This window comes from Pseudomonas sp. WS 5412 (genome assembly GCF_012985615.1).
In the GTDB taxonomy this organism is placed as follows: Bacteria; Pseudomonadota; Gammaproteobacteria; order Pseudomonadales; family Pseudomonadaceae; genus Aquipseudomonas; species Aquipseudomonas shahriarae.
On the sequence record NZ_JAARMB010000034.1, the window covers coordinates 1 to 25,653 of the forward strand.

Consider the following 25,653-nt stretch of genomic DNA (forward strand, 5'->3'; position numbering starts at 1 on the left):
GCTTTGCTTTTGATCTGAGGCGCCCCGTTAAACCACGCTGGCCGTCATCCGATATTGATTTGGGGGGTAACCCGGCAGGACGCCGGGTTAGCCGCGCTGGGCCATGGATGGCCCATCGCGGCGGCCCCCCAAATCAATGTCGGATGACGGGCACACCGAGCCTGGGCGAGGTGCCGAGTGGTGGGGCAAGAGCGCTTTGCTTACTTTGGCGCTTCTCCAAAGTGAGCCGCCGTAAGGGCGGAACCCTAAGTGGCCGTAACCGCAGCAACGGATATGTACTCATACCCAATAACCAAAAAAAGCGAGTTGTGTAGATACCTATGGCCATCGCAGGCAAGCCAGCCCCCACAGGGATTCACTTGGCCGTCAGGCCGCCGGGCATTCCCGGTGCAACGCTGCCTCGACTAACAACTGCGCCATCTCGATCAATTGCACCACCGCCATCACCTGCTTACGGCTCGAGCCTTCAAGATGCTCGGTGCAGTCGTACGCACTGACCGCCGCCGACTCGAGCATTTCACAGGCGTTGCTCAACGCTTCTTCGGTGCTGAGACCGGCACGTACGGTGAAGAGTTTTTCTGACGAGGCAGATACAAGCTGCGAATGCAGTGCGTAATGCTTGAGCGCACGTTGGGCGGCTTCGTGGAGTTTGCTGTTGTTCAGGGAGTAGGGCGGGCTAGGCGTGACTTTTTTCATACGGTTGCTCCTGGAGTTAAAGGAGCCGCCACAATCACTTCCACATGATGGGTGGCGACTGTACGCAGGTGTGGAAGACCGGACTCCAGGACCCCGGCGCACCCGAAGGTGCCCCGCGCACAGCCGCCATATAGCTGCGTGAAAAAGGGCGACGACCGAGGAATGGAGACCTGGCAGGGCTGGGCCCTCCTGCGTACAGCTCGCCCAGCATGATGTGTGCCTGTTAAATGATGAGCCGTAGGGAAAGTCCTGTTTTGATCATTCCCACATGGAGCATGGGAGCGATCCTCATCTGCATGGGAATTGTCCTTCAGTTGTTCCAACCTTTCATAAAACTTTCATCAAACCGCCCTCCTGCAGTCATGTGCAAGTCATAGCCCTGACACCTCCCGCGCCTACTGTCGTTTGAACTCAAACGCAGCCACGCAAGGCTGTTCAAACCAGACAGAGAAGCCCATGACTCCCGCTATCCATGTCGATCGCCTGAACAAGACCTTTGCGAAGAAAACCGCGCTGGTCGACCTCGAACTCACCATCGCCAGCGGCGAGATGGTCGCCCTGATCGGTGCATCCGGTTCCGGCAAGTCCACGTTGTTGCGCCACCTTGCGGGGCTGGCCTGTTGCGACAAGGGCAACGGCGGCAGCGTCAAGGTGCTGGGCCGAGAGGTGCAGGCCAGTGGGCGGTTGAATGGCAAGGTGCGGCGGTTGCGCGCGGATATTGGCTATATCTTCCAGCAGTTCAACCTGGTCAATCGCCTGAGTGTGATCGACAACGTGCTGCTTGGTTGCCTGGGCCGCATGCCGCGCTGGCGCGGCAACCTCGGGTTGTTCAATGCCGAGGAAAAGCAATGTGCCATGGAGTCCCTGGCGCGGGTTGGCCTGGCGGACCTGGCCCAGCAGCGGGCCTCGACCCTGTCCGGTGGCCAGCAGCAGCGCGTGGCGATTGCCCGGGCCTTGACCCAGCGTGCCGAAGTGATCCTGGCCGACGAGCCGATTGCCTCCCTGGACCCGGAGTCGGCGCGCAAGGTCATGGAGATCCTCGCCGATATCAACCGACGCGACGGCAAGACCGTAGTTGTGACCCTGCATCAAGTCGATTACGCCATGCGTTATTGCCCACGGGCCGTGGCGCTCAAGGGCGGGCGCATTCATTTCGACGGGCAGGGCCGCGAGATGAGCAGCCAGTTCCTCAACGATCTGTACGGTGCCGACGTCGACACCAGCCTGATGTTTTCCGAGCCGCCGCGCCGTTCCGAACTTCCCCAGCGCCTGGCCCTGGCCCGCGCTTGAACCGCCATTCACGATCCCTAGGAGTCGCCTGTATGTTGAACCGTATCGGTCATGTTTTCCTGTCTGCCGTGTTGTTGGCCAGCGTCGCCTTGGGCAATGCCCAGGCCGCTGACAAGGCCATCAACTTCGGCATCATGTCCACCGAGTCTTCGCAGAACCTCAAGAGCATCTGGCAGCCGTTCCTCGATGACATGCACAAGAAGACCGGCCTGACCATCAACGCCACCTTCGCCTCCGACTACGCTGGCCTGATCCAGGGCATGCGCTTCAACAAGGTCGATGTGGCCTGGCTCGGCAACAAGGCAGCGATGGAGGCGGTGGACCGCTCCAACGGCGAGATCTTCGCCCAGACCGCTGCCGCCAACGGCGCCGCCGGCTACTGGAGCCTGCTGATCGTACGCAAGGACAGCCCGCTCAACTCCGTCGAAGACATGCTCAAGAACGCCAAGAACCTGACCTTCGGCAATGGCGACCCAAACTCCACCTCCGGCTACCTGGTGCCGGGCTACTACGTGTTCGCCAAGAACAACGTGGATGCCGGCACCGCCTTCAAGCGCACCCTCAACTCCAGTCATGAAGTCAACGCACTGAGCGTGGCCAAGGGGCAGTTGGACGTGGCCACCTTCAACACCGAAAGCTGGGACCGCCTGGAGGTGACCCAGCCGGACAAGGCCGCGCAACTCAAGGTGATCTGGAAGTCGCCGCTGATCCCCGCCGACCCGATGGTGTGGAGCAAGGCCCTGACTGACAGTGAGAAGACCAAGATCCGCGATTTCTTTGCCAACTACGGTGACACCGAGGCAGAGAAAGCGGTGTTGAAGAACATGCAGTTGGGCAAGTTCCTCGCGTCCAACGACGACCAGTTGCTGCCGATCCGCCAGTTGGAGCTGTTCAAGCAGCGCACCACCATCAGCGCCGACAGCAAGTTGGCCGAGGCGGATAAAGCCAAGAAGCTGGCGCAGATCGACGCCGACCTGGCCACGCTGCAACAGCGCCTGAGCGAGCTGGACAAGAAACCCGACGCCAACGGCTAACCCCCTGTTGGAGCTGGGCCTATGTGGGAGCGGGCTTGCTCGCGAAGACGTCGGCCCAGCAAGCATTGATGTTGACTGACCCACCGCTTTCGCGAGCAAGCCCGCTCCCACACACACATAGCTCCCACACAAGCGGGTTCCCCCATAGGCCCCGCTCCAGTAATTATCGAGAGTGATCCATGACGACCTTGCACGCTGAAGCCGTGGGTAAAAGAACCTGGCCGCAATACCTCGGCTGGGGCCTGTTCCTGGTGCTGCTGGCCTGGGCCTGGAAAGGCGCGGAAATGAACCCGCTGGCGCTGTACCGCGATTCGGGAAACATGGCGACCTTCGCCGCTGACTTCTTCCCGCCGGACTTCCACGAGTGGCGCTCCTACCTCAAGGAAATGATCGTCACCGTGCAAATCGCCCTTTGGGGCACGGTGCTGGCGATTGTCTGCTCGGTGCCCCTGGGCATCCTCTGCGCCGACAACATCACGCCCTGGTGGATTCACCAACCCCTGCGCCGGGTGATGGATGCCTTTCGCTCGATCAACGAAATGGTGTTCGCCATGTTGTTCGTGGTGGCGGTCGGCCTTGGTCCGTTTGCCGGGGTACTGGCCCTGTGGATCAGCACCACCGGGGTACTCGCCAAGCTGTTTGCCGAAGCCGTCGAGGCCATCGACCCCGGCCCCGTGGAAGGTGTACGCGCCACCGGTGCCAGCGCCTTGCAAGAGGTGATCTATGGCGTGATCCCGCAAGTCATGCCGCTGTGGGTGAGCTACGCGCTGTACCGCTTCGAGGCCAATGTGCGCTCGGCGACGGTGGTGGGCATGGTCGGCGCTGGCGGCATCGGCGTGATCCTGTGGGAGAACATCCGCGCCTTCCAGTTCGTACAGACCTGCGCGGTGCTGCTGGTGATCATCGTGGTGGTGAGCCTGATCGACGTGCTGTCCCAACGCCTGCGCAAGCGGTTTATCTGACCTTGGAGGGGTGCCTGCGGGCGCTTTTTTTAAAGCATGCAGTTGTCTAGACAAGATGAGCCGGTGTACCGCGAACTCGCCGATATCCTGCGCCGTGAACTCAGCGGCTACCAGGCCGGGGAGTTCCTGCCGGGCGAAGTGCAGTTGGCCGAGCGCTTTGGCGTCAACCGCCACACCCTGCGCCGCGCCATTGATGAGCTGGTGTTCGAAGGCAGCCTGCTGCGCCAGCAGGGCAAAGGCACGCAGGTGCTGGACCGGCCGCTGATTTACCCGATGGGCGCCGACACCGCCTACAGCCAATCGCTGTCGGCCCAGGGCCATGGCGTGCAGGCGCTGCTGCTCAAGCGCCGCTACTGCTACGCCAGCCGCGAAGAAGCGCAGCACCTGGGCATCGCCGAAATGGCGCCGATGATCGAGCTGCAAACCCTGCGCAAGCTCGACCAGCAGCCCGTCAGCCTGATCCGTCATCGCTACTGCGCCAGCCACGCGCCGTTGCTGGCGGATTACAACGGCGGCTCCCTGCGCCAGTACCTGCGCGAGCGCGACCTGCCGTTGACCCGCACCCAGAGCCTGATCGGTGCGCGCTTGCCCAACCGCGACGAAGCCGCGCTGCTGATGATGCCCCGGCATCTGCCGGCACTCACGGTATTCACCCTTTCCCGCGATCGCGATGGCCGCCCGGTGGAGCTGGCGCAGTCCACCAGCCGTTCCGATCGCTTCCAGTACCAGGTGGTGACTTGATGGAGACCCCGATGAATCTGTCCCCGCGTCAGCATTGGATTGGCGTACTTGCCCGCGCCCAGCTCAATGAATTGCAACCCCACGAAGCGGCATTGAAGGACGCCGAGTACCAACTGATCCGCGCCCCGGAAATCGGCATGACCCTGGTGCGTGGGCGCATGGGTGGCAATGGCGCGCCGTTCAACGTCGGTGAAATGACGGTGACCCGCTGTGTGGTGCGCCTGGCCGATGGCCGCACCGGCTACAGCTACCTGGCCGGGCGCGACAAGGTCCACGCCGAACTGGCGGCCCTGGCCGATGCCCATCTGCAAAACGCGCAACCGAGCCCGTGGCTCAGCGATTTGATCAGCGCACTGGCCCAGGCCCAAGCCCGGCGCCGCGCGCAAAAAGAAGCCGACACTGCGGCGACCAAGGTCGAGTTCTTCACCCTGGTGCGAGGAGAAAACTGATGCACGCTCAATTATTGCAGCCGGCGTTTGTCGACCCGGTGCTGGATGCCCAGCGCAGTTTTCGCGCGGCGCTCAAGGCCTTGGCCGAACCGGGTTTGATCCAGCACCTGCCGGCAGCCCCGCACCTCGATGGCCTGGCGCCCGCCACCTATGCCTTGTGCCTGGCGCTGCTGGATGTCGACACGCCGCTATGGCTGGCACCGGCGTTCGACAAGCCACTGATCCGCGCCAACCTGGCCTTCCACTGCGGCTGCCCGTTGGTTGCGCGTCGGGAGGAGGCCGCGTTTGCCTTGCTAGGCGAGCCGGACCTGCTCGACCTCAGCGGCTTCGATCACGGCAATGATCGCTACCCCGACCAGTCCTGCACCTTGCTGGTCCAGCTTAGCGACCTGGAGGCCGGGCGCGCCTTGCTCTGGCGCGGCCCGGGCATCCAGGCCCAGCGCCGGGTGCAGGTGCCGGTGCCGTCGGCTTTCTGGTTGGAGCGCCAGCGCCGCGAGGCCTTTCCCCGTGGCCTGGACGTGTTGTTCAGCGCCGGCCATCACCTGCTCGGCCTGCCGCGCAGCAGTCGCATCACACAGGAGCACGCCTGATGTACGTAGCCGTCAAGGGTGGCGAACAGGCCATCGACAATGCCCACCGTCTGCTGGCGAAAAAACGCCGGGGTGATACGGCGGTTCCCGAACTGAGTGTCGAGCAGATCCGCCAGCAACTGCCCCTGGCCGTGGCGCGGGTGATGAGTGAAGGCTCGCTGTACGACGAAGAACTGGCGGCACTGGCGATCAAGCAGGCGGCGGGGGACCTGGTAGAAGCGATCTTCCTGCTGCGCGCCTACCGCACTACATTGCCGCGCTTCAGCCCGAGCCTGCCGATCGACACCGCGCAGATGTCGTTGAGCCGACGGTTGTCAGCCACCTTCAAGGACGTGCCCGGCGGCCAGTTGCTCGGCCCGACCTTCGATTACACCCATCGCCTGCTGGATTTCGCGCTGCTGGCCGAGGGTGAGTATCCAGGCCCGCAGACCACGGCGGATGCGCGCCTCGAACCGTGTCCACGGGTGCTGGGGTTGCTGGCCAAAGAGGGCTTGATCAAGCACGAAGCCGACGACCACGCCAGCGTCGCTGATATCACCCGCGACCCGCTGGAGTTCCCTGCCAGCCGTGCCGAGCGCCTGCAGGCCCTGGCTCGCGGCGATGAAGGGTTTCTGTTGGCGCTGGGCTATTCGACCCAGCGTGGCTATGGGCGCAATCACCCGTTTGCCGGGGAGATTCGCATCGGTGAAGTCGAGGTATGGGTCGATCCTGAAGAACTGGGCTTTGCCATCTGCCTGGGCAGCATCGAAGTCACCGAGTGCGAGATGGTCAACCAGTTTGTCGGCTCGGCCACCGAGTTGGCGCAGTTCACCCGCGGCTATGGCCTGGCGTTCGGGCATGCCGAGCGCAAGGCCATGGGCATGGCCCTGGTGGACCGCTCGCTGCGTGCCGAGGAGTACAGCGAAGAGATTGTCTCGCCGGCCCAGCGCGAAGAATTCGTGCTGGCCCACTGCGACAACGTTGAGGCCGCCGGTTTTGTCTCGCACCTCAAATTGCCTCACTACGTGGACTTCCAGGCCGAACTGGAACTGATCCGCAAACTGCGCCAACCGGCCGAGGGCACCCGCCATGAATGACGCCGCCTACAACTTCGCCTACCTCGACGAACAGACCAAACGCATGATCCGTCGCGCCTTGCTCAAGGCCGTGGCGATTCCCGGTTACCAAGTGCCGTTCGGTGGTCGCGAGATGCCGCTGCCCTATGGTTGGGGCACCGGCGGCATGCAATTGACGGCGGCGATCCTCGGTGCCGACGACGTGCTCAAGGTCATCGACCAGGGCGCCGACGACACCACCAACGCCGTGTCCATCCGGCGCTTTTTTGCGCGCACCGCCGGTATCGCCACCACCGAAGCCACCCCCGACGCCACAGTGATCCAGACCCGCCACCGCATCCCGGAAACCCCGCTGCAGGCCGGGCAGATCATGGTCTACCAAGTGCCGATCCCCGAGCCGCTGCGCTTTATCGAGCCCTCGGAAACCGAGACCCGCACCATGCACGCCCTCAACGACTATGGGGTGATGCACGTAAAACTCTACGAAGACATCGCCACCTTCGGCCATATCGCCACCGCTTATGCCTACCCGGTGATGGTCGACGAGCGCTATGTGATGGACCCTTCGCCGATCCCCAAATTCGACAACCCGAAACTCGACATGAGCCCGGCGCTGATGCTGTTCGGTGCCGGCCGCGAAAAGCGCCTGTACGCGGTGCCGCCGTACACCCAGGTCAGCAGCCTGGACTTCGAGGATCACCCCTTTGAAGTGCAGACGTGGGACCACCACTGCGCCATCTGCGGTAGCCATGACTCGTTCCTCGATGAACTGATCCTCGACGACGCCGGCACCCAGAGTTTTGTGTGTTCCGACACCTGGTACTGCGCCCAACGGGTCAAGGAGAACAACCAGTGAGCCAGCCCTTATTGCAAGTGCGCGACCTGTCCCTGCTGTACGGCCTGGAGAAGGGCTGTCAGGACGTGAGTTTTGATCTGTACCCCGGTGAGGTGCTGGGGATTGTCGGCGAGTCCGGTTCGGGTAAATCCACCTTGCTCTCGCTGCTGAGCGGGCGCTTGCCGCCCCAGGCCGGCAGCGTCGGCTATCGCAGCAAGGACGGCGAATGGCTGGACCTCTACAGCGCCAGCGAAGCCGAACGCCGCACTTTGCTGCGCACCGAATGGGGCTTCGTTGAACAGAACCCCCGCGACGGCCTGCGCATGGGCGTGTCGGCCGGCGCCAACATTGGCGAGCGCCTGATGGCCCAGGGCGTGCGCAATTACCAGCAACTGCGTGGCGCCGGCCTGGACTGGCTGGGCCAGGTGGAGATCGACCCGCAGCGCATCGACGACCTGCCGCGCACCTTCTCTGGCGGCATGCAGCAGCGCCTGCAAATCGCCCGCAACCTCGTTTCCAGCCCGCGCCTGGTGTTTATGGATGAGCCCACCGGTGGCCTGGACGTGTCGGTGCAGGCGCGCCTGCTCGACCTGCTGCGCGGCCTGGTACGTGAGCTGGACCTGGCGGTGGTGATCGTCACCCATGACCTGGCGGTGGCGCGCCTGCTGGCCGATCGCCTGATCGTGATGCGCCGCTCGCGGGTGGTGGAAACCGGGCTGACGGATCAGATCCTCGACGATCCACAGCACCCTTACTCTCAACTGCTGGTGTCTTCGGTATTGCAGCCATGACGAATGCCTTGATCGAGGTCCGTGACCTCTCGAAAACCTTCACCTTGCATCAGCAGAACGGCGTGGTGCTCAACGTGCTGCGCGGGGTGGCGTTCAGCGTGCAGGGCGGTGAATGCCTGGTGCTGCACGGCCAGTCCGGTGCGGGTAAAAGCACCTTGCTGCGCACCTTGTATGGCAACTACCTGCCGGCCGGGGGCAGCATCTGCGTGCGCCATGCCGGTCAGTGGCTGGAGCTGGTGGGCGCTGCACCCCGGGAGGTTCTCGAGGTACGCCAGCAGACCCTGGGCTATGTCAGCCAGTTTTTGCGGGTGATACCACGGGTCGCCTGCCTGGATGTGGTGATGGAGCCCGCGCTGGCCCGTGGCTGGACGAAGGCTGACGCCCAGGCCCGTGCCGAGCATTTGCTGGCGCGCCTGAATATCCCCCGGCGCCTGTGGCAACTGGCGCCGGGCACGTTCTCCGGGGGCGAGCAGCAGCGAGTCAATATCGCGCGCGGCTTCATGGTGGCCTGGCCGGTGATGTTGCTCGACGAACCGACGGCCTCCCTGGATGACCGCAACCGTCAGGTTGTCCTGGAACTGATCAACGAAGCCAAGGCCGGCGGTGCCGCACTGATTGGCATCTTCCATGACCGTGCCGCCCGTGAGGCGGTGGCTGACCGCCATTTGGACATGACGCCCGCTGTGATTACCGACGAGGACTACGCCGATGCCCGCTGAACAGATCCTCAGCAATGCCCAACTGGTCACTGCTGATCGTGTATTTCTCGGCAGTGTGCTGCTGCGTGACGGGGTGATCGTTGACCTCGCCGAAGGCCGCAGCCAGTTACCCCACGCCCAGGACCTGGGCGGTGATTTCCTGCTGCCGGGGCTGGTGGAGTTGCACACCGACAACCTGGAAAAGCACATGACCCCGCGCCCCGGCGTGGACTGGCCATCGACCTCGGCCGTGCTCAGCCATGATGCGCAGATCATCGCGGCCGGTATCACCACGGTGTTCGATGCGGTGTCCATCGGCGACGTGAACCCCAAGGGCAATCGCATGCAGAAGCTGCCGGCGATGCTCAATGCCATTGCCTCGACGCAGGAAGCCGGCCTGACCCGCGCCGAACACCGCCTGCACCTGCGTTGCGAGCTGTGCCACCCGGACACCTTGAGTGTGTTCCGCGATCTGGTGGAAAACCCGCTGGTGCAACTGGTGTCGGTGATGGACCACTCGCCGGGCCAGCGCCAGTTTGTGCTGGAGTCCAAGTACCGCGAGTACTACATGGGCAAATACCATTTGAATGATGAAACCATGGACGCGTTCGTGCTGTTGCAAATGGCCAACTCCAAGGCCTACAGCGACCGCTACCGCGCCGCGATCGTCGAGCATTGCCTGGCGCGTGGCCTGTCGGTGGCCAGCCATGACGACGCGACCCTGGCCCATGTCGAGGAGTCGGCGCGCTATGGCATGAACATCGCCGAGTTCCCCACCACCCTGGAAGCGGCGCGCGGTTGCCGGCAACTGGGGATGAAAGTGCTGATGGGCGCGCCGAACGTGGTGCGCGGCGGTTCCCACTCGGGTAATGTGGCCGCCGCCGGCCTGGCTGCTGAAGGATTGCTGGATATACTTTCCAGTGACTACTACCCGGCCAGCCTGTTGCCAGCGGCCTTTGCCCTGGCGGCCCAGGACAATGACTGCGATCTGCCCCAGGCGATCAAGATGATCAGCCTGGCCCCTGCACAGGCGGCGGGCATCAAGGATCGCGGGGAAATTGCCGTCGGCCTGCGTGCGGACCTGGTGCAAGCCAGGGCCCAGGGCGGGCTGCCGGTAGTCCAACAAGTCTGGCGACAAGCCAAGAGGGTGTTTTGATGGTGGGCAGGTTGATCTATCTCATCGGGCCATCGGGTTCGGGCAAGGACAGCCTGTTGGAAGCCGCGCGCGGGCCATTGGCCGAGCGCGGTTGCCGCATCGTGCGACGGGTCATCACCCGTTCGGCGGAAGCGGTGGGCGAGGCCGCCCAGGGTGTAAGCTCCGCGCAATTCGCCGCGCTGCAAGCCGAGGGCGGCTTTGCCCTCAGTTGGCATGCCAATGGCCTGTCTTATGGCATTCCACGGCAGATCGACGACTGGCTGGCGGCCGGCGACGATGTGCTGGTCAATGGCTCCCGTGGCCATCTGGCGCAGACCCGCGCACGTTATCCGACGCTGTTGGTGGTGCTGCTGACGGTGGACCAGGCGGTGTTGCGCCAGCGTTTGCTGGCGCGGGGCCGTGAGTCGGTGGCAGACATCGACGCGCGCCTGGCGCGCAATGCGCAGTTCAGCGACAGCCTGCAGGCAGCGCCTGGGGTGTTCCTGCTGGATAACTCCGGGCCGTTGGTGCATACCGTCGCCCGGTTGCTCGATTGCCTGGAGGAGGGGCACTCGGCATGCGCCTGACCCTGCTGGGCACCGGCGACGCCCGCCAAGTCCCGGTGTATGGCTGCGAATGCGCGGCCTGCACCCTGGCACGCAGCGATGAACGCCTGCGCCGCCGCGAGTGCAGCGCGCTGATCGAGTGCGGTGAGCAACGCTGGTTGATCGACAGCGGGCTGACGGACCTCACCGAGCGTTTCCCGCCACGCAGCTTCAACGGCATTCTGCAGACCCACTACCATGCCGATCACGCCCAGGGCCTGCTGCACCTGCGCTGGGGCCAGGGCCTGATCATTCCGGTGCATGGCCCGGCAGACCCCGAGGGCCTGTCGGACCTCTACAAGCATCCCGGCATCCTCGATTTCAGCCAGCCCTTCGCCGAGTTCGAGACCCGCCAGTTTGGCGAGCTGACGGTCACCGCGTTGCCCCTGCAGCATTCCAAGCCGACCTTCGGCTACCTGCTGCAAGGGCAGGGACGGCGCCTGGCCTACCTGACCGACACCACGGGCCTGCCCCCGGCGACCCTCGACTGGTTGCGGCGCGAGCCTCTGGACGTACTGGTCATTGACTGCTCCATGCCACCGCAACCCCAGGCGCCGCGCAATCACAATGACCTGACCCTGGCCTTGCAATGCATCGAAGCGTGCGGCGCCGAGCTTGGCGTGCTGACCCACGTCGGGCACACCCTGGATGCCTGGCTGTTGCAGCATCGCGGTGAACTGCCACCGCATGTGACGGTGGGCTGGGATGGGCGGGTGCTTTAGCTCCATGCCTGGGGCTTTTCAATATCCGGCAAAACAACCGTCAGTCTGCTCTGAAAAATCTGTGCTTGAGCAAAGGTAACTCTGGAGTTATTTTTGTTCGGGCCGGAGCAAGGAGGCTGTGGTGCAAAGCAGGCTATTGATCAAGGAACTGCAAGAGGCGGGCTGGGTGTTGGATCGGGTCATGGGCAGCCATCACATTTTCACCCATCGCTATAACCCGTCCACGATACCGGTGCCCCATCCCAAGAAGGATCTGCCCTTGGGCACCGTGCGAAGTATCCGGCAGCGTGCCGGGTTGTTTTCGTTCTAGGTCGGTTTTTTCAGGAGAATATTCATGCAATACCCAATCTGTATCGAATGGGGCGATGACTTTACCGCCACCGGTATCCAGATCCCTGATATTCCAGGCGCGGTGACGGCCGGAGACAGTTTTGAAGAGGCTTACAACGCCGCCGTCGAAGTGGCTCACATCCTGTTGCAGGAGCTGGCTGGCGAAGGCCACGCGATTCCCATGCCGACCTCGGTGGCGACGCACCACGGCAATGAGGAGTACGCCGGGATGGGCTGGGGGATGCTCGAGCTCGATATCTCGCCTTACCTGGGCAAGACCGAGAAGGTCAATGTCACGTTGCCGGGGTATGTGATCCAGCGTATTGACCGTTATGTGCGCGAGCACAAGGTCAAAAGTCGCTCGTCATTCCTGGCGGATGCGGCGCTGGAGAAGTTGGTGCGCTCTTGAAATCGGTGAGTTCGGTGGTGGGGCGTCGAAGCTAAAATGTAGAGCGGATATTTCGTGGGACGGCGAGGATTTGGATTAAGAAACGTGTGTCTTTTTTGCGTTTTCCAAGGGCCATCAGCAAGTTGAATGGGCTTTTTCAAGACGGCATAACCCTTGGGGATTGTAAGGATCCATGTGTTTTGTCAGTAAACCGAACAAGCGGCCAAAGCGTTTCAATAAGACTCAAAGCCCCGGTGGCGGGGTGATTTCCTGCATGAAAGATTAGGCACGGATGACGGGGACCGAGACGGCTTTCTGCGATGAAAGGCGGCGCAGTTGGACCCTGATATCCCAGTTATTAATCGAATCGGAGATCGCCATGAGTCAAATCAACAACACTGCTGCTCATCCTGGCTGCTGTCCTGAAGGCATGCACGGGCCGTCCAGGGAACCCATGTCTGCCCGTGGGAAACGCTCCCTCAGTACTGATCAGGTTGCCGGGCATCTTACGCGCAGCGGTACGCGTTTTAACGATCGGGACGGGGACGGCAAGACGCAGGTTTCCTACAAGCTCCAGGGTTTCACCGAGCAGCAGAAAACCTGTGCTCGGCGGGCCATGGAGGCTTGGCAAGACGTGGCCAACATCAGTTTTCATGAGAACGCCCGCAAGACGGATGGATCTATAGAGGTGTCCGGCTCTCATCGCATGGAAAGTGGCGTGGCATGGGGGCCGACACGGCACAATCCCGCGGCGAAAGCCACGATCGGTACACGGCGTGCCTCACATGCGCCCAAGGAGGGGAGTTACTTCCACACCACGATGGTTCACGAGATAGGCCATTGCCTGGGGCTGGCGCATCCCGGTGACTACAACGGTGGCGGATCGTACGAGCGGGATGCGAAGTTTGCGCAGGACACCCGGGCCGGTACGGTCATGAGTTATTGGGCAGAGCACAAGAACGCGGGTCATGACTTCAAGGGGCGGATGCCCTCGGCACCCATGATGTATGACATCGCGGCGGTTCAGCGTCTTTATGGTGCCAACCACACTACCCGCAACACAGACACGACCTATGGGTTCAACTCCAATACCGGGCGTGACGTACTGAGCATCAAGAGCGCTGCGGATTCAGCGGTTTTTTGTGTCTGGGACGGCGGCGGTAACGACACCCTGGATTTCTCCGGCTATTCCCAGGACCAAAACATCAACCTCAATGCGCAATCATTCTCGGACGTCGGGGGAATGAAAGGTAATGTTTCCATCGCCAAGGGCGTGACCCTGGAAAATGCCGTCGGCGGTGCAGGCAATGATGTGCTGACCGGCAATGATGCAGACAATCGCCTCAAGGGGGGCAGGGGGGCAGACAAGCTGCGCGGAGGCGGCGGGGCGGACATCTTCGTCTACGACAAGGCCAGTGAATCCACGCCGCAGAACCCAGACCTGATCGAGGATTTCACCAGCGGCACCGACAAAGTCGATGTTTCTGGCGCCTTGAGAGAAGCCGGTATCAAACACCTCAACTTCTCCAGTCAATTCAATGGGCAGCCAGGCAATGCCGTGCTGGGTTATGACGCGCGTACAGGGCGTGGCAGTCTGGCGATTGATATGAACGGTAGCGGCAAACCTGACTTGCTGTTGACCACTGCCGGTAAAATCCAAGCCACCGATATCGTGACGGGAGGACCGACGCCAACCCCCGGGCCCGCCCCCTTACCCACCCCGGCGCCAACCCCTGTGCCGCCCCCGACTCCGACCCCACCGCCTATGCCGGCACCCGCTCCCGCTGAATCCCTACTCGCGATCTTGACGAGTGTGCTCCAGAGTACCCTCATGCTGTTGCAGGGGCTCATTCGGTTATTTGAGAAGGGCCAGGCAGGGCAAGGGCATCGGTAGGTGAGGGTTGGTACCTGATGGGTTCAGGCTCTTACTGTCGACGCGCCCCTGGACACACTCAAGAAGCGCAGCAAGGCCACCAACGGGAACGCGCTACCCACCAGGATCACCCCAAGCCAGCCGCCGTGTTCATACACACTGCTGGCAATCGCCGAGCCAAAGGCGCCACCGATGAAGATGCTGGTCATGTACAGCGCGTTCAAGCGGCTGCGGCTGTGAGCGTCGAGGGCATAGATGGTGCGCTGGCCGAGGACCATATTCATCTGCACGCAGAAGTCCAGGACCACGCCCGTGACCATCAAGCCGATGACGCTGTAGGCCGGATGTACCAGCGCCGGTAGAAAGCTCAGGGCCGCCAGCAACATGGCCAGCAACGAAGCGCGGTGGGTGTGGCCGGCGTCCGCCAGGCGCCCACTGATCGGTGCTGCGATGGCGCCGAGGGCACCGACCAGGGCAAACAGGGCGATCTGGCTCTGGCTCAAGCCGTGGTTGCGTGAGAGTTCCAGGGGCACGGCGGTCCAGAACAGGCTGAAGGCAGCGAACAGGCAACCCTGGTAGAACGCCCGTTGGCGCAGCAACGGTTGCTCGCGCAGCAGGGTGGCCAACGAGCGCAACAACTGGCCATAGCTGGCACTGTGGTCCGGCTGGCGTTTGGGCACGGTCAACAACAGCACCACGCTGATAATGGCCATCATCGCGGCTGCGGCCATGAACATCGCCCGCCAGCCGAAGTGGTCCGCCACCAGGCTGGACACCGGCCGTGCCAGCAGGATGCCCAGCAACAGGCCACCCATGATGCTACCCACCACCCGGCCACGGGACTCGGCAGGTGCCAAGTGCGCGGCCAGGGGAATCAGGATCTGTACTGACACCGAGCTGAAGCCAATCAGCAACGACACCAACAGGAACAGGTTCGGTTCTTTGGTGAAGGCTGCACCCAACAGGCTGGCGATGGCGACCACGGTGGTGATGATCATCAGCCGACGGTTTTCCAGCAGGTCGCCCAGCGGCACCAGGAAGAACAGGCCCAGGGCATAGCCAATCTGGGTCAGGGACACGATCAGGCTGGCCATGGCGGGTGTCAGGCCGATGTCCGGGGCAATCAACTCAATGATCGGTTGTGCGTAGTAGATGTTGGCGACGATGGCGCCACAGCAGAACGCAAACAGCAGCACCATGCCACGGGTCATGGTGGCGGTCGCGGGTGAGGTAGCGGTCATGGTGTTCTCGTTAAAACGGGGAAGGATGGCGTGAAGGGTAAAGGGTAGGCGAGGGAGGGGGTAAAGTGTTACTGATGATTTCAGTCATGCCTGGCATTAATGCCTTGCGCAGAACCTAATGTGGGAGCGGGCTTGCCCGCGATGGCGGCGTGTCAGGTTAGAAATACCTGGCTGATACACCGCTATCGCGGGCAAGCCCGCTCCCACATTTTTTGAACGAGTTTTGTCAGTTATTGACCGTTGTAGATCTGGTCGAAGACCCCGCCATCATTGAAGTGGGTTTTCTGCACGGTGCGCCAGTCGCCAAAAGTCTTCTCTACCGAGAGGAAGTCAACTTTCGGGAAACGGTCGGTGTATTTGGCCAGCACCGCTGGGTCACGTGGACGCAGGTAGTTGTTGGCGGCAATTTCCTGGCCTTCGGCCGACCACAGGTATTTCAGGTAGTCATCGGCCACCGCACGGGTGCCTTTCTTCTCGACCACTTTGTCGACCACCGACACCGGCGGCTCGGCTTCAGCGGAAACGCTTGGGTAAACCACTTCGAACTGATCGCGGCCGAACTCACGGGCAATCATTTCCGCTTCGTTTTCAAAGGTCACCAGCACGTCGCCGATCTGGTTGGTCATGAACGTGGTGGTCGCGGCACGGCCACCGGTATCGAGCACCGGTGCCTGCTTGAACAGCTTGCCGACAAAGTCCTTGGCCTTGTTTTCATCGCCGCCGTTCTTCAGCACATAGCCCCAGGCCGACAGGTAGGTGTAGCGCCCGTTACCGGAAGTCTTGGGGTTGGGCACGATCACCTGTACGCCATCCTTGAGCAGGTCCGGCCAGTCTTTCAGGGCCTTGGGGTTGCCCTTGCGTACGATAAATACGGTGGCGGAAGTGAATGGCGCGCTGTTGTTCGGCAGGCGGGTGACCCAGTTGTCGGGCACCAGTTTGCCGTTGTCCGCCAGGGCGTTGATGTCGGTGGCCATGTTCATGGTGATCACGTCAGCCGGCAGGCCGTCGATGACCGAGCGCGCCTGTTTGCTGGAACCGCCGAAGGACATCTGCAAGGTCAGCTTGTCGTTCGGGTGTTCGGCTTGCCAGTGCTTCTGGAACGCGGCGTTGTAGTCCTTGTAGAAGTCACGCATCACGTCATACGAGACGTTGAGCAGGGTGGTCGAGGCGGCCTGGGCGCCAATAGACAGTGCAAGGCCGGCGGCCAGGAGCGAAGCGCTAACGAGTTTTTTCACTGCTCATTCCTTGTTGTTCGCGAAGGTGGTGGCTTATAGCCCACGACTATAGCCGCGGTGGCATAGACGCTTAAAGATTAAAAAGTACTTTGCTTATTCCACTTTTTTATAGAGCCCGTTGCCGCAGCGCGAACAGAAGGCCGCGTTGGGTTCGTGGCTGCTTTTCTTGCACACCGGGCAGTCGTGTTGCAATTGCTCGCCGCGCATGGCGTTGGCCAGTTCGGCGGTAAAGATCCCGGTGGGCACGGCGATGATCGAGTAGCCGGTGATCATCACCAGCGACGAGATCACCTGGCCCAGCGGGGTCTTGGGCACGATGTCGCCAAAACCCACGGTGGTCAGGGTCACGATGGCCCAGTAGATGCCCTTGGGGATGCTGGTAAAGCCATGCTCCGGGCCCTCGATCACGTACATCAGGGTGCCGAACACCGTCACCAGGGTGCAGACGCTGACCAGGAACACCACGATCTTTTGCTTGCTGCCGCGCAGCGCCGACATCAGGTAGTTGGCTTGCTTGAGGTACGGGCTGAGCTTGAGCACCCGGAAGATCCGCAACATGCGGATGATGCGGATAATCAGCAGGTACTGGGCGTCGCTGTAGTACAGGGCGAGGATGCCGGGGACGATGGCCAGCAAGTCCACCAGCCCGTAGAAACTGAAGGCATAGCGCAATGGCTTGGGCGAGCAATACAGGCGCAGGCCGTACTCGATGGCGAAGATCAGCGTGAAGCCCCACTCGATATAGGCCAGCACATCGGCGTAGTTCTGGTGCACGACGTCGATGCTGTCGAGCATCACGATCACTATGCTGGCGAGGATGATCAGCAACAGGATGCCGTCGAAGCGCCGCCCGGCCGCCGTGTCGCTCTGGAAAACCATGACGTAGAGCCGCTGGCGCCAGTCGTTGTTACTGTCCATGAAGTCCGCCTGAATCGAAGATCTGCGAAGCCTAGGGGGATTCGAACGGGCTGTCCATGTTGGACCGGTGCCGCAGACGCAGGGTGGCGCGCACCAGCCAGCAGGCGAGGATAAACGGCGCAGTCAGCGGTGCCAGGTGCAGGCCGGCGAAGCCTGGGGCAAGCAGGCATGCCAGGAGGATGCCGAGCAGGGGCAGCCAGGGTTGGCGCCGGTACTGGCTGAGGGCCAGGGCGGCAAGCGCCGGGTTATAGCTGTGCAGGCCGAGCAGGGCGCCAGCGCGGTCGTCGAGCAGCAGGCCGAGTGCCATGCCGCTGCAGGCGCCCACCACGGCCCACAGCGCTGCGCGAGGGCTGGCCAGCAGCAGGCCAAGGGCGATCAGCACGCCGGCCAGTGGTTGATCCAGCAGCACGATCTGCCCCAGGCCGATCAGCGGAGCGCTTAGCCAGTCCAGGGGGGCCGGCGTAGTGATAGGCAGCGCGGCAGATGCGACCGTGCCGAGCAACAGCCAGCCTAACCCGACGAAGGGCACGGTATAGGCAGGCAAGTCATCGCCATGGCCCGTGCGCTTGACCCATTGCCGGGTCAGGATCGCACTCAGGCCGCCGCAGGCCAGGATCAACGGCGGCAGCAAGGCCGACCAGGCGAAATGCTGGCTGATCAGTAATCCCAGCAACACACCGTTGTAGCTATAGAGCCCGGCCTGGCGCTCGGCCTTGGGATAGTCGCGGCGCTGGGCCGTGAGCAGGCCGGCGACCCCGCCCAGCAGCGCACCGCCGAGCAGGGCCGGGGCGCAGGTGAGGATCGCCAGCAGGCAGAGCAGGCCACACAGCGGGTGGCGTTGCAGGAATATCTGGCTGAAGCCGTTGAGCAGAGCTTCGGCCCAGTCGGGGCAGGTTGGGTTGGGCATGGTGAGGGAGTCAGGGAGACCGAGTTGCCCTTATCGCAGGCAAGCCCGCTCCCACATTTGATTGGCGAACCCAATCAAATGTGGGGGCGGGCTTGCTCGCGATAAGGCCCGAACAGACGCTAGATCAACGTCTCAATGCGCAGCGAGTTGGTCGACCCCGGTTGCCCAAACGGCACCCCCGCCGTGATCAACAAGGTATCCCCACGCTGTGCCATGCCTTGGGCCTGGGCGATTTCCAGTGCGGTGGAACACACCTCGTCCACCTGCCTCAAGCGGTCATTGACCACCGAATGCACACCCCAGGCCACGCTCAAGCGGCGCGCAGTGGACAGGTTGGGCGTGAGGTTGAGGATCGGCACCGCCGGGCGCTCCCGTGCTGCACGCAGGCTGGAGCTGCCCGACTCGCTGTAGTTCACCAGCACCGCCACCGGCAGGATGCTGCTGATCCGACGGATCGCGCAGCTGATGGCGTCGGACACCGTGGCATCGGCCTTGGGCCGGCTTACATCCAGTTGGGTCTGGTAGTCCGGGCCGTTCTCCACCTGGCGGATGATCTTGCTCATCATCTGCACCGCTTCCAACGGGTATTCGCCGGACGCGGTTTCGGCCGACAGCATCACCGCATCGGCGCCTTCGGCCACGGCATTGGCCACGTCGGTGACTTCGGCGCGGGTGGGGGCCGGCGAGAAGCGCATGGACTCGAGCATCTGTGTGGCCACCACCACCGGTTTGCCCAGCTGGCGGCAGGTGCTGATGATGTCTTTCTGGATTTGCGGCACGCTTTCGGCCGGCACTTCCACGCCCAGGTCCCCTCTGGCGACCATGATCGCATCGCTCAACTCGGCGATTTCCTGCAGGTAGCGCACCGCCGAGGGTTTTTCGATCTTCGCCATCAAGAACGCCTTGTCACCGATCAGCTCGCGGGCTTCGCGGATATCTTCGGGGCGTTGCACAAACGACAGCGCCACCCAGTCCACGCCCAGCTCCAGGCCGAAGCTCAGGTCGCGGCGGTCCTTGGCGGTCAGTGGGCTGAGTTCCAACAAGGCTTGTGGGACGTTCACCCCTTTACGGTCGGACAGTTCGCCGCCATTCAACACTGTGGTGTCGATCGCGTCGGCATGCTTGGTAATCACCCGCAGGCGCAGCTTGCCGTCATCCAGCAAAAGGTCCATGCCCGGCTCCAGGGCCTTGATGATTTCCGGGTGGGGCAGGTTGACCCGGCGCTGATCGCCCGGTGTCGGGTCAAGGTCCAGGCGCAAGGCCTGGCCACGCACCAGTTGCACCTTGCCTTCGGCGAAACGCCCGACCCGCAGCTTGGGCCCTTGCAGGTCCATCAGGATCCCCAGGGGGTAATTGAGCTGGCGTTCAACCTGGCGGATCCATTGGTAGCGCTGGGCATGGTCGGCGTGCTCGCCATGGCTGAAGTTCAGGCGAAAGATGTTCACCCCGGCTTCCACCAGCTCGCGGATGTCATCAATACCGTCGGTGGCCGGCCCCAGGGTGGCGAGGATTTTGACCTTCTTGTCAGGCGTCATGGGCAGCAGTCTCAAGTATCAAAATGGCGCGGAAGTCGTTGACGTTGGTACGGGTCGGCTCGGTGACGATCAACGCGTCGAGTGCCGCGAAATAGCCGTAGCCATTGTTGTTATCCAGCTCATCGCTGGCCGACAGGCCCAGGGCCTCGGCGCGGGCGTAGCTGGTGGGGGTCATGATTGCCCCGGCGTTGTCTTCGGAGCCGTCGATGCCGTCGGTGTCACCGGCCAGGGCGTAGACGCCGGGCAGGCCCTTGAGGCTGTCGGTAAGGCTCAGCAGGAATTCGGCGTTGCGTCCGCCACGGCCATTGCCGCGCACGGTCACGGTGGTCTCGCCGCCGGACAGGATCACGCAGGGCGCCGCCAGTGGCTGGCCGTGCTGCACGATTTGCCGGGCAATGCCGGCGTGGACCTTGGCCACGTCCCGCGCTTCGCCTTCCAGATCACCGAGGATCAGTGGGCTGAAACCGGCCTGGCGCACTTTTACCGCCACCGCTTCGAGGGATTGCTGCGGCCGTGCGATCAATTGGAAATGGCTGCGCGCCAGGCACGGGTCGCCGGGTTTGACCGTCTCTGATTCCGGGTTCTGCAACCAGCTGCGCACCGAGGCCGGCACTTCGATCTGGTAACGCTTGAGAATCGCCAGCGCCTGTTGCGAGGTGCTCGGGTCGCCTACGGTCGGGCCGGAGGCAATCACCGTGGCCTGGTCGCCCGGCACATCGGAAATCGCGTAGGTGTAGACCGTGGCCGGCCAGGCGGCCTTGGCCAGGCGCCCACCCTTGATCGCCGAGAGGTGCTTGCGCACGCAATTCATCTCGCCGATGGTCGCGCCGGATTTGAGCAGGGCTTTGTTGATGGCTTGTTTGTCGGCCAGGGTGATACCCGCTGCCGGCAACGCCAACAGGGCTGAACCGCCGCCAGACAGCAGGAAGATCACCCGGTCGTCTTCGCCCAGGTTGCTGATCAGCGCCAGCACACGCTTGGCCACGGCCTGGCCGGCGGCATCCGGCACGGGGTGCGCTGCTTCGACCACTTCGATTTTTTGGCAGGGTGCGCCGTGGCCGTAGCGTGTGACCACCAGGCCCGAAACCTCGCCCTGCCAGCTGTTTTCCACGACCAGGGCCATGGCGGCTGCGGCTTTGCCCGCGCCGATCACGATCACCCGGCCGCTGCGGTCGGCGGGCAGATAAGGTTCGAGGACTTGCCGGGGGTGGGCAGCGTCGATGGCTGTGGCAAACAGCTCGCGAAGCAGGTGTTGCGGATCGACCGACATAAGCGGGCTCCCGGATTCTTGTTATTGGGTTTGAGGCGTGGAATGAGGGCCAAATGTGGGAGCAGGCAAACCAGCTCCCACCAGGGATTGCATTCCGAGAGGGGAGGTTACTTATCGCGAATCGAGAAATTCGCCATATGCTCCAACCCCTTGATCAGCGCCGAATGGTCCCAGTTGCCGCCGCCAATCGCGGTGCAGGTACTGAACACTTGCTGGGTACCGGCGGTGTTGGGCAGGTTGATCCCCAGCTCCTTGGCGCCGGCCAGGGCCAGGTTCAAATCCTTCTGGTGCAGGTTGATACGGAAACCCGGATCGAAGGTGCCCTTGATCATCCGCTCGCCATGCACTTCGAGGATCTTCGACGAGGCGAAGCCACCCATCAGCGCTTCGCGGACCTTGGCCGGATCTGCACCGTTCTTTGCGGCGAACAGCAGTGCTTCGGCCACCGCCTGGATGTTCAGCGCCACGATGATCTGGTTTGCCACCTTGGCGGTCTGGCCATCGCCATTGCCGCCCACCAGGGTGATGTTCTTGCCCATGCTCTGGAACAGCGCCAGGGCGCGTTCGAACGTTTGCGGCTCGCCGCCGACCATGATGCTCAGGGTCGCGGCCTTGGCACCGACTTCACCGCCCGACACTGGGGCGTCGAGGTACTGCGCGCCGGTGGCGTTGATCTTTGCGGCAAAGGCCTTGGTGGCGGTGGGTGAGATCGAACTCATGTCGATCACCACTTTGTTCGGCGACAGGCCTGCGGCAACACCGTCGGCGCGGAACAGCACGTCATCGACCTGGGGGGTATCGGGCACCATGACGATGATGAACTCCGCTTCCTGGGCCACTTGCTGCGGGTTGGCCAGGGCCACGGCACCGGCGGCGATCAACTCGGCGGGCGCCTTGCCGTGGTGCTCGGAGAGGAACAGTTGGTGACCTGCTTTCTGCAGGTTCGCGGCCATGGGTTGGCCCATGATGCCGGTGCCGATAAAGCCGATTTTAGCCATGATGAAATCCTCTTTTTATTAGTTGTGCAGGTCTGGCACTGCCCCCTGTGGGGTTGCTCAGATGGCGTTATGGCTCTTGAGCCAACCCAGGCCAGCCTCGGTGGTGGTCAACGGCTTGTACTCACAGCCGACCCACCCCTGATAGCCAATGCGATCCAGATGCTCGAACAGGAACCGGTAGTTGATCTCCCCGGTGCCTGGCTCGTTGCGCCCCGGGTTGTCCGCCAGCTGGATATGGTTGATCTGATCCAGGTGCGTGGCCATGGTGCGCGCCAGGTCGCCTTCCATGATTTGCATGTGATAGATGTCGTACTGCAGGAACAGGTTGGCACTGCCCACCAGTTCGCGAATCGCCAGGGCCTGCGCGGTGTTGTTCAGGTAGAAGCCTGGAATGTCGCGGGTGTTGATCGCTTCCATCACCAGCTTGATCCCCACCGCCTGCAGCTTGTCGGCTGCGTACTTGAGGTTGGCGACGAAGGTTTTTTCCAGGGTGGCGTCATCCACACCGGCGGGGCGAATCCCCGCCAGACAGTTGATCTGGGTATTGCCCAGCACCTGGGCGTAGGCGATGGCCAGGTTGACCCCGGCGCGGAACTCTTCGACCCGGTCCGGGTGGCAAGCCAGGCCGCGCTCGCCGTTGGCCCAGTCACCGGCCGGCAGGTTGAACAGCACTTGGGTCAAGCCGTGGGCGTCGAGTTGTGCCTTGATTTCGGCGGAGCTGAACTCGTAGGGGAACAGGTATTCCACCCCACTGAAGCCGGCATCGGCGGCGGCTTTGAAGCGGGCGAGAAAGTCCTGTTCGGTAAACAGCATGGACAGGTTGGCGGCAAAACGCGGCATGGGGTTCTCCTTAATCGAGCAATGAAATGGCAGTCGGTGCGTCGTTGCCCACCAGTGCCAGATCTTCGAATTCGTTGACGGCGTTGATCTCGGTGCCCATGGAAATATTGGTCACGCGCTCCAGAATAATCTCGACAATCACCGGCACCTTGAACTCTTCGATCATTTCCTGGGCCTTGCGCAGCGCGGGCTGGATCTGGCCCGGCTCGAACACACGCAGGGCCTTGCAACCCAGGCCTTCGGCGACGGCAACGTGGTCGACGCCATAACCGTTAAGTTCCGGGGCGTTGAGGTTGTCGAAAGACAACTGCACACAGTAGTCCATTTCAAACCCGCGCTGGGCCTGGCGGATCAGTCCCAGGTAGGAGTTGTTTACCACCACGTGGATGTACGGCAGCTTGAACTGCGCACCCACGGCCAGCTCTTCGATCATGAACTGGAAGTCATAGTCGCCGGACAGCGCCACCACCTTGCGGCTCGGGTCGGCCTTGACCACGCCCAGTGCGGCCGGAATGGTCCAGCCCAATGGGCCGGCCTGGCCGCAGTTGATCCAGTGGCGCGGCTTGTAGACGTGCAGGAACTGCGCACCGGCAATCTGCGACAGGCCGATGGTGCTGACGTAGCAGGTGTCTTTGCCGAACACCTGGTTCATCTCTTCGTACACCCGTTGCGGCTTGACCGGGACGTTGTCGAAGTGGGTCTTGCGGTGCAGGGTGGCTTTGCGCTGCTGGCAATCATGCAACCAGGCGCTGCGGTCCTTGAGCTTGCCGGCGGCTTTCCACTCGCGGGCCACTTCGATAAACATCGTCAGCGCGGCACCGGCGTCGGACACGATGCCCAGGTCCGGGGTGAACACACGGCCGATTTGCGTCGGCTCGATGTCAACGTGAATGAACTTGCGACCTTCGGTATACACCTCCACCGAGCCGGTGTGACGGTTGGCCCAGCGGTTGCCGACGCCCAATACCACGTCGGACTTGAGCATCGTAGCGTTGCCATAACGGTGTGAGGTTTGCAGGCCGACCATGCCCACCATCAGCGGGTGATCGTCGGGGATGGTGCCCCAGCCCATCAGCGTCGGGATCACTGGGATACCGGTCAGTTCGGCAAATTCCACCAACAGCTCGCTGGCGTCGGCATTGATCACGCCGCCGCCGCTGACCAGCAGCGGGCGTTCAGCCTGGTCGAGCATGGCCAGGGCTTTCTCAACCTGGATGCGTGTGGCCAGTGGCTTGGCCAACGGCAGTGGCTGGTAGGCGTCGATGTCGAACTCGATCTCGGCCATCTGCACGTCGAACGGCAAGTCGATCAGCACCGGGCCGGGGCGCCCGGAGCGCATTTCATAGAAGGCTTTCTGGAACGCATACGGCACTTGGCCAGGTTCGAGCACGGTGGTCGCCCACTTGGTCACTGGCTTGACGATGCTGGTGATGTCCACGGCCTGGAAGTCTTCCTTGTGCATGCGGGCACGGGGCGCTTGCCCGGTGATGCACAGGATCGGGATCGAGTCGGCCGAGGCGCTGTACAGGCCGGTGACCATGTCTGTGCCCGCCGGGCCCGAAGTGCCGATGCACACGCCGATATTGCCGGCCTTGGTGCGGGTATACCCCTCGGCCATGTGCGAAGCGCCTTCCACGTGGCGAGCGAGGACGTGATCGATGCCGCCGACCTTTTGCAGGGCCGAATACAACGGGTTGATCGCGGCGCCTGGGATACCGAAGGCGGTGTCTACACCCTCACGGCGCATCACCAGAACGGCGGCTTCGATTGCTCTCATTTTGCTCATGGTTTTGGTGCCTCTTGCGTTTTGTAATTGTATACAAGTGGTGTTGCTTCAAAGTGTATTCACGGCGAGCGGCGCAGGTCAATCCATTTTATTCTCACGCCTGTGCATTCGTCGGAAGGCTTTTTAGCGGGATTATTTCGACGTATGGTGCGTATGTTTCGAAATATTGTATACAAAAAATAAATCTATTGTGTTCTATTTGTTGCGTCCGGCTTCTGATCATTCAGAGCCCAAAGGCTTTCTCAATAACAAGATAAGGACGGCACCCATGAGCGCTCTAACCTTGAAAGTCGCAGTCAACCTGGTCAGCCAGGCCATCACCGCTGGCCGCACCATTGCCGCTGCACCGCTGACCATCGCGGTGCTCGACAGCGGCGGGCACCTGATCACCCTGCAACGCGAAGACGGCGCCAGCCTGCTGCGCCCGCAAATCGCTATCGGCAAGGCCTGGGGCGCGATTGCCCTGGGCAAGGGCTCGCGCCTGCTGGCCCTGGATGCCCAGCAACGCCCGGCATTTATCGCCGCGCTGAACAGCCTGGGGCAGGGCGGCGTGGTGCCGGCGCCGGGCGGCGTGTTGATCCGGGACCCGGCGGGGGTGGTGCTGGGGGCGATCGGGATCAGTGGGGATACGTCGGATATTGATGAGCAGTGCGCGATCAGCGCGATTGAAGGGGTGGGGTTGTTGGCGGATGCGGGGGTGAGTGCTTGATTTCTCGGGGCTTGTAAGAA

General features: G+C 62.6%; 27 protein-coding genes. 17 read left to right on the top strand and 10 right to left on the bottom strand.

The genetic code is table 11. The features are described from left to right. Positions 1–366 precede the first annotated feature (366 nt). A complete protein-coding gene (locus HBR94_RS27065) occupies positions 367–696 on the bottom strand; it encodes a DUF3077 domain-containing protein (protein WP_143110378.1) in 330 nt (109 codons plus the stop codon). 456 nt (positions 697–1,152) lie between these two features. On the opposite strand from HBR94_RS27065, the gene phnC reads away from it, so the two are divergent. The 16 genes from phnC (at position 1,153) to HBR94_RS27145 (ending at position 14,215) form a co-directional block, all read left to right on the top strand. Next, positions 1,153–1,986, top strand: coding sequence for a phosphonate ABC transporter ATP-binding protein (gene phnC / locus HBR94_RS27070; RefSeq protein ID WP_057438830.1), 834 nt, complete (start codon positions 1,153–1,155; stop codon positions 1,984–1,986). 32 nt (positions 1,987–2,018) lie between these two features. Further along, the gene (phnD, locus tag HBR94_RS27075) at positions 2,019–3,020 is read left to right on the top strand and encodes a phosphonate ABC transporter substrate-binding protein (RefSeq protein WP_115127678.1); all 1,002 of its coding nucleotides are present in this window, start codon (positions 2,019–2,021) and stop codon (positions 3,018–3,020) included. Positions 3,021–3,199: 179 nt separating this feature from the next. Next, positions 3,200–3,982, top strand: coding sequence for a phosphonate ABC transporter, permease protein PhnE (gene phnE, locus HBR94_RS27080; RefSeq protein ID WP_032859104.1), 783 nt, complete (start codon positions 3,200–3,202; stop codon positions 3,980–3,982). Positions 3,983–4,018: 36 nt separating this feature from the next. Further along, a complete protein-coding gene (gene phnF / locus HBR94_RS27085) occupies positions 4,019–4,723 on the top strand; it encodes a phosphonate metabolism transcriptional regulator PhnF (RefSeq protein WP_057438832.1) in 705 nt (234 codons plus the stop codon). Between the two features lie 11 nt (positions 4,724–4,734). Next, entirely contained in the window at positions 4,735–5,172 is a 438-nt protein-coding gene (phnG, locus tag HBR94_RS27090) for a phosphonate C-P lyase system protein PhnG (protein ID WP_057438833.1), read from the top strand. After that, complete coding sequence (gene phnH / locus HBR94_RS27095) at positions 5,172–5,762, top strand: phosphonate C-P lyase system protein PhnH (RefSeq protein ID WP_170045840.1); 591 nt, start codon at positions 5,172–5,174, stop codon at positions 5,760–5,762. Before phnG ends, phnH begins: the two co-directional genes overlap by 1 nt. After that, on the top strand, positions 5,762–6,838 hold the full coding sequence (locus HBR94_RS27100; protein WP_115127681.1) for a carbon-phosphorus lyase complex subunit PhnI: 1,077 nt from the start codon (positions 5,762–5,764) through the stop codon (positions 6,836–6,838). The genes phnH and HBR94_RS27100 overlap by 1 nt, the downstream gene beginning before the upstream one ends. After that, complete coding sequence (locus HBR94_RS27105; RefSeq protein WP_057438836.1) at positions 6,831–7,673, top strand: alpha-D-ribose 1-methylphosphonate 5-phosphate C-P-lyase PhnJ; 843 nt, start codon at positions 6,831–6,833, stop codon at positions 7,671–7,673. The genes HBR94_RS27100 and HBR94_RS27105 overlap by 8 nt, the downstream gene beginning before the upstream one ends. After that, positions 7,634–8,443 carry a phosphonate C-P lyase system protein PhnK gene (gene phnK, locus HBR94_RS27110; protein ID WP_120734408.1) on the top strand — a complete coding sequence of 270 codons (810 nt, stop codon included), beginning with the start codon at positions 7,634–7,636 and terminating at the stop codon, positions 8,441–8,443. The genes HBR94_RS27105 and phnK overlap by 40 nt, the downstream gene beginning before the upstream one ends. Beyond that, positions 8,440–9,162, top strand: a complete 723-nt coding sequence (gene phnL / locus HBR94_RS27115) for a phosphonate C-P lyase system protein PhnL (protein ID WP_057444569.1) — start codon at positions 8,440–8,442, stop codon at positions 9,160–9,162. The genes phnK and phnL overlap by 4 nt, the downstream gene beginning before the upstream one ends. Continuing rightward, a complete protein-coding gene (locus HBR94_RS27120) occupies positions 9,152–10,297 on the top strand; it encodes an alpha-D-ribose 1-methylphosphonate 5-triphosphate diphosphatase (RefSeq protein WP_057438838.1) in 1,146 nt (381 codons plus the stop codon). The genes phnL and HBR94_RS27120 overlap by 11 nt, the downstream gene beginning before the upstream one ends. After that, positions 10,297–10,863 carry a phosphonate metabolism protein/1,5-bisphosphokinase (PRPP-forming) PhnN gene (gene phnN / locus HBR94_RS27125; RefSeq protein WP_170045841.1) on the top strand — a complete coding sequence of 189 codons (567 nt, stop codon included), beginning with the start codon at positions 10,297–10,299 and terminating at the stop codon, positions 10,861–10,863. Before HBR94_RS27120 ends, phnN begins: the two co-directional genes overlap by 1 nt. Next, entirely contained in the window at positions 10,854–11,603 is a 750-nt protein-coding gene (gene phnP, locus HBR94_RS27130) for a phosphonate metabolism protein PhnP (protein WP_169961382.1), read from the top strand. The genes phnN and phnP overlap by 10 nt, the downstream gene beginning before the upstream one ends. A 121-nt stretch (positions 11,604–11,724) precedes the next feature. Next, complete coding sequence (locus HBR94_RS27135) at positions 11,725–11,913, top strand: type II toxin-antitoxin system HicA family toxin (protein ID WP_057438840.1); 189 nt, start codon at positions 11,725–11,727, stop codon at positions 11,911–11,913. Between the two features lie 24 nt (positions 11,914–11,937). Next, positions 11,938–12,342 (top strand): type II toxin-antitoxin system HicB family antitoxin, encoded by a 405-nt coding sequence (locus HBR94_RS27140; protein WP_057958970.1) that lies wholly within the window; start codon positions 11,938–11,940, stop codon positions 12,340–12,342. Positions 12,343–12,613: 271 nt separating this feature from the next. After that, positions 12,614–14,215: a M10 family metallopeptidase C-terminal domain-containing protein gene (locus HBR94_RS27145; protein ID WP_262383433.1), complete on the top strand. Its 1,602-nt coding sequence runs from the start codon at positions 12,614–12,616 to the stop codon at positions 14,213–14,215. 23 nt (positions 14,216–14,238) lie between these two features. Here HBR94_RS27145 and HBR94_RS27150 read toward each other — a convergent pair whose 3' ends face one another. The 9 genes from HBR94_RS27150 to gcl form a co-directional block, all read right to left on the bottom strand. Next, on the bottom strand, positions 14,239–15,435 hold the full coding sequence (locus tag HBR94_RS27150; protein WP_057438842.1) for an MFS transporter: 1,197 nt from the start codon (positions 15,433–15,435) through the stop codon (positions 14,239–14,241). A gap of 230 nt (positions 15,436–15,665) precedes the next feature. Then, complete coding sequence (locus HBR94_RS27155) at positions 15,666–16,670, bottom strand: sulfate ABC transporter substrate-binding protein (RefSeq protein ID WP_057438843.1); 1,005 nt, start codon at positions 16,668–16,670, stop codon at positions 15,666–15,668. Between the two features lie 93 nt (positions 16,671–16,763). Then, positions 16,764–17,588, bottom strand: a complete 825-nt coding sequence (locus tag HBR94_RS27160; protein ID WP_057438844.1) for an ion transporter — start codon at positions 17,586–17,588, stop codon at positions 16,764–16,766. A 31-nt stretch (positions 17,589–17,619) separates the two neighbouring features. Next, positions 17,620–18,495 (bottom strand): urea transporter, encoded by an 876-nt coding sequence (locus tag HBR94_RS27165; RefSeq protein WP_170045842.1) that lies wholly within the window; start codon positions 18,493–18,495, stop codon positions 17,620–17,622. Positions 18,496–18,614: 119 nt separating this feature from the next. Then, entirely contained in the window at positions 18,615–20,030 is a 1,416-nt protein-coding gene (gene pyk / locus HBR94_RS27170) for a pyruvate kinase (RefSeq protein ID WP_057958973.1), read from the bottom strand. Beyond that, complete coding sequence (locus HBR94_RS27175; protein ID WP_120732266.1) at positions 20,020–21,300, bottom strand: glycerate kinase; 1,281 nt, start codon at positions 21,298–21,300, stop codon at positions 20,020–20,022. Before HBR94_RS27175 ends, pyk begins: the two co-directional genes overlap by 11 nt. A 107-nt stretch (positions 21,301–21,407) precedes the next feature. Further along, a complete protein-coding gene (locus HBR94_RS27180; protein ID WP_057958974.1) occupies positions 21,408–22,298 on the bottom strand; it encodes a 2-hydroxy-3-oxopropionate reductase in 891 nt (296 codons plus the stop codon). A 57-nt stretch (positions 22,299–22,355) separates the two neighbouring features. Beyond that, positions 22,356–23,138: a hydroxypyruvate isomerase gene (gene hyi / locus HBR94_RS27185; RefSeq protein WP_170045843.1), complete on the bottom strand. Its 783-nt coding sequence runs from the start codon at positions 23,136–23,138 to the stop codon at positions 22,356–22,358. Positions 23,139–23,148: 10 nt separating this feature from the next. After that, entirely contained in the window at positions 23,149–24,924 is a 1,776-nt protein-coding gene (gene gcl, locus HBR94_RS27190) for a glyoxylate carboligase (protein ID WP_057438849.1), read from the bottom strand. Positions 24,925–25,192: 268 nt separating this feature from the next. Here gcl and HBR94_RS27195 point away from each other — a divergent pair, with 268 nt between their 5' ends. Next, a complete protein-coding gene (locus HBR94_RS27195; protein ID WP_057438850.1) occupies positions 25,193–25,633 on the top strand; it encodes a heme-binding protein in 441 nt (146 codons plus the stop codon). Positions 25,634–25,653 lie beyond the last annotated feature (20 nt).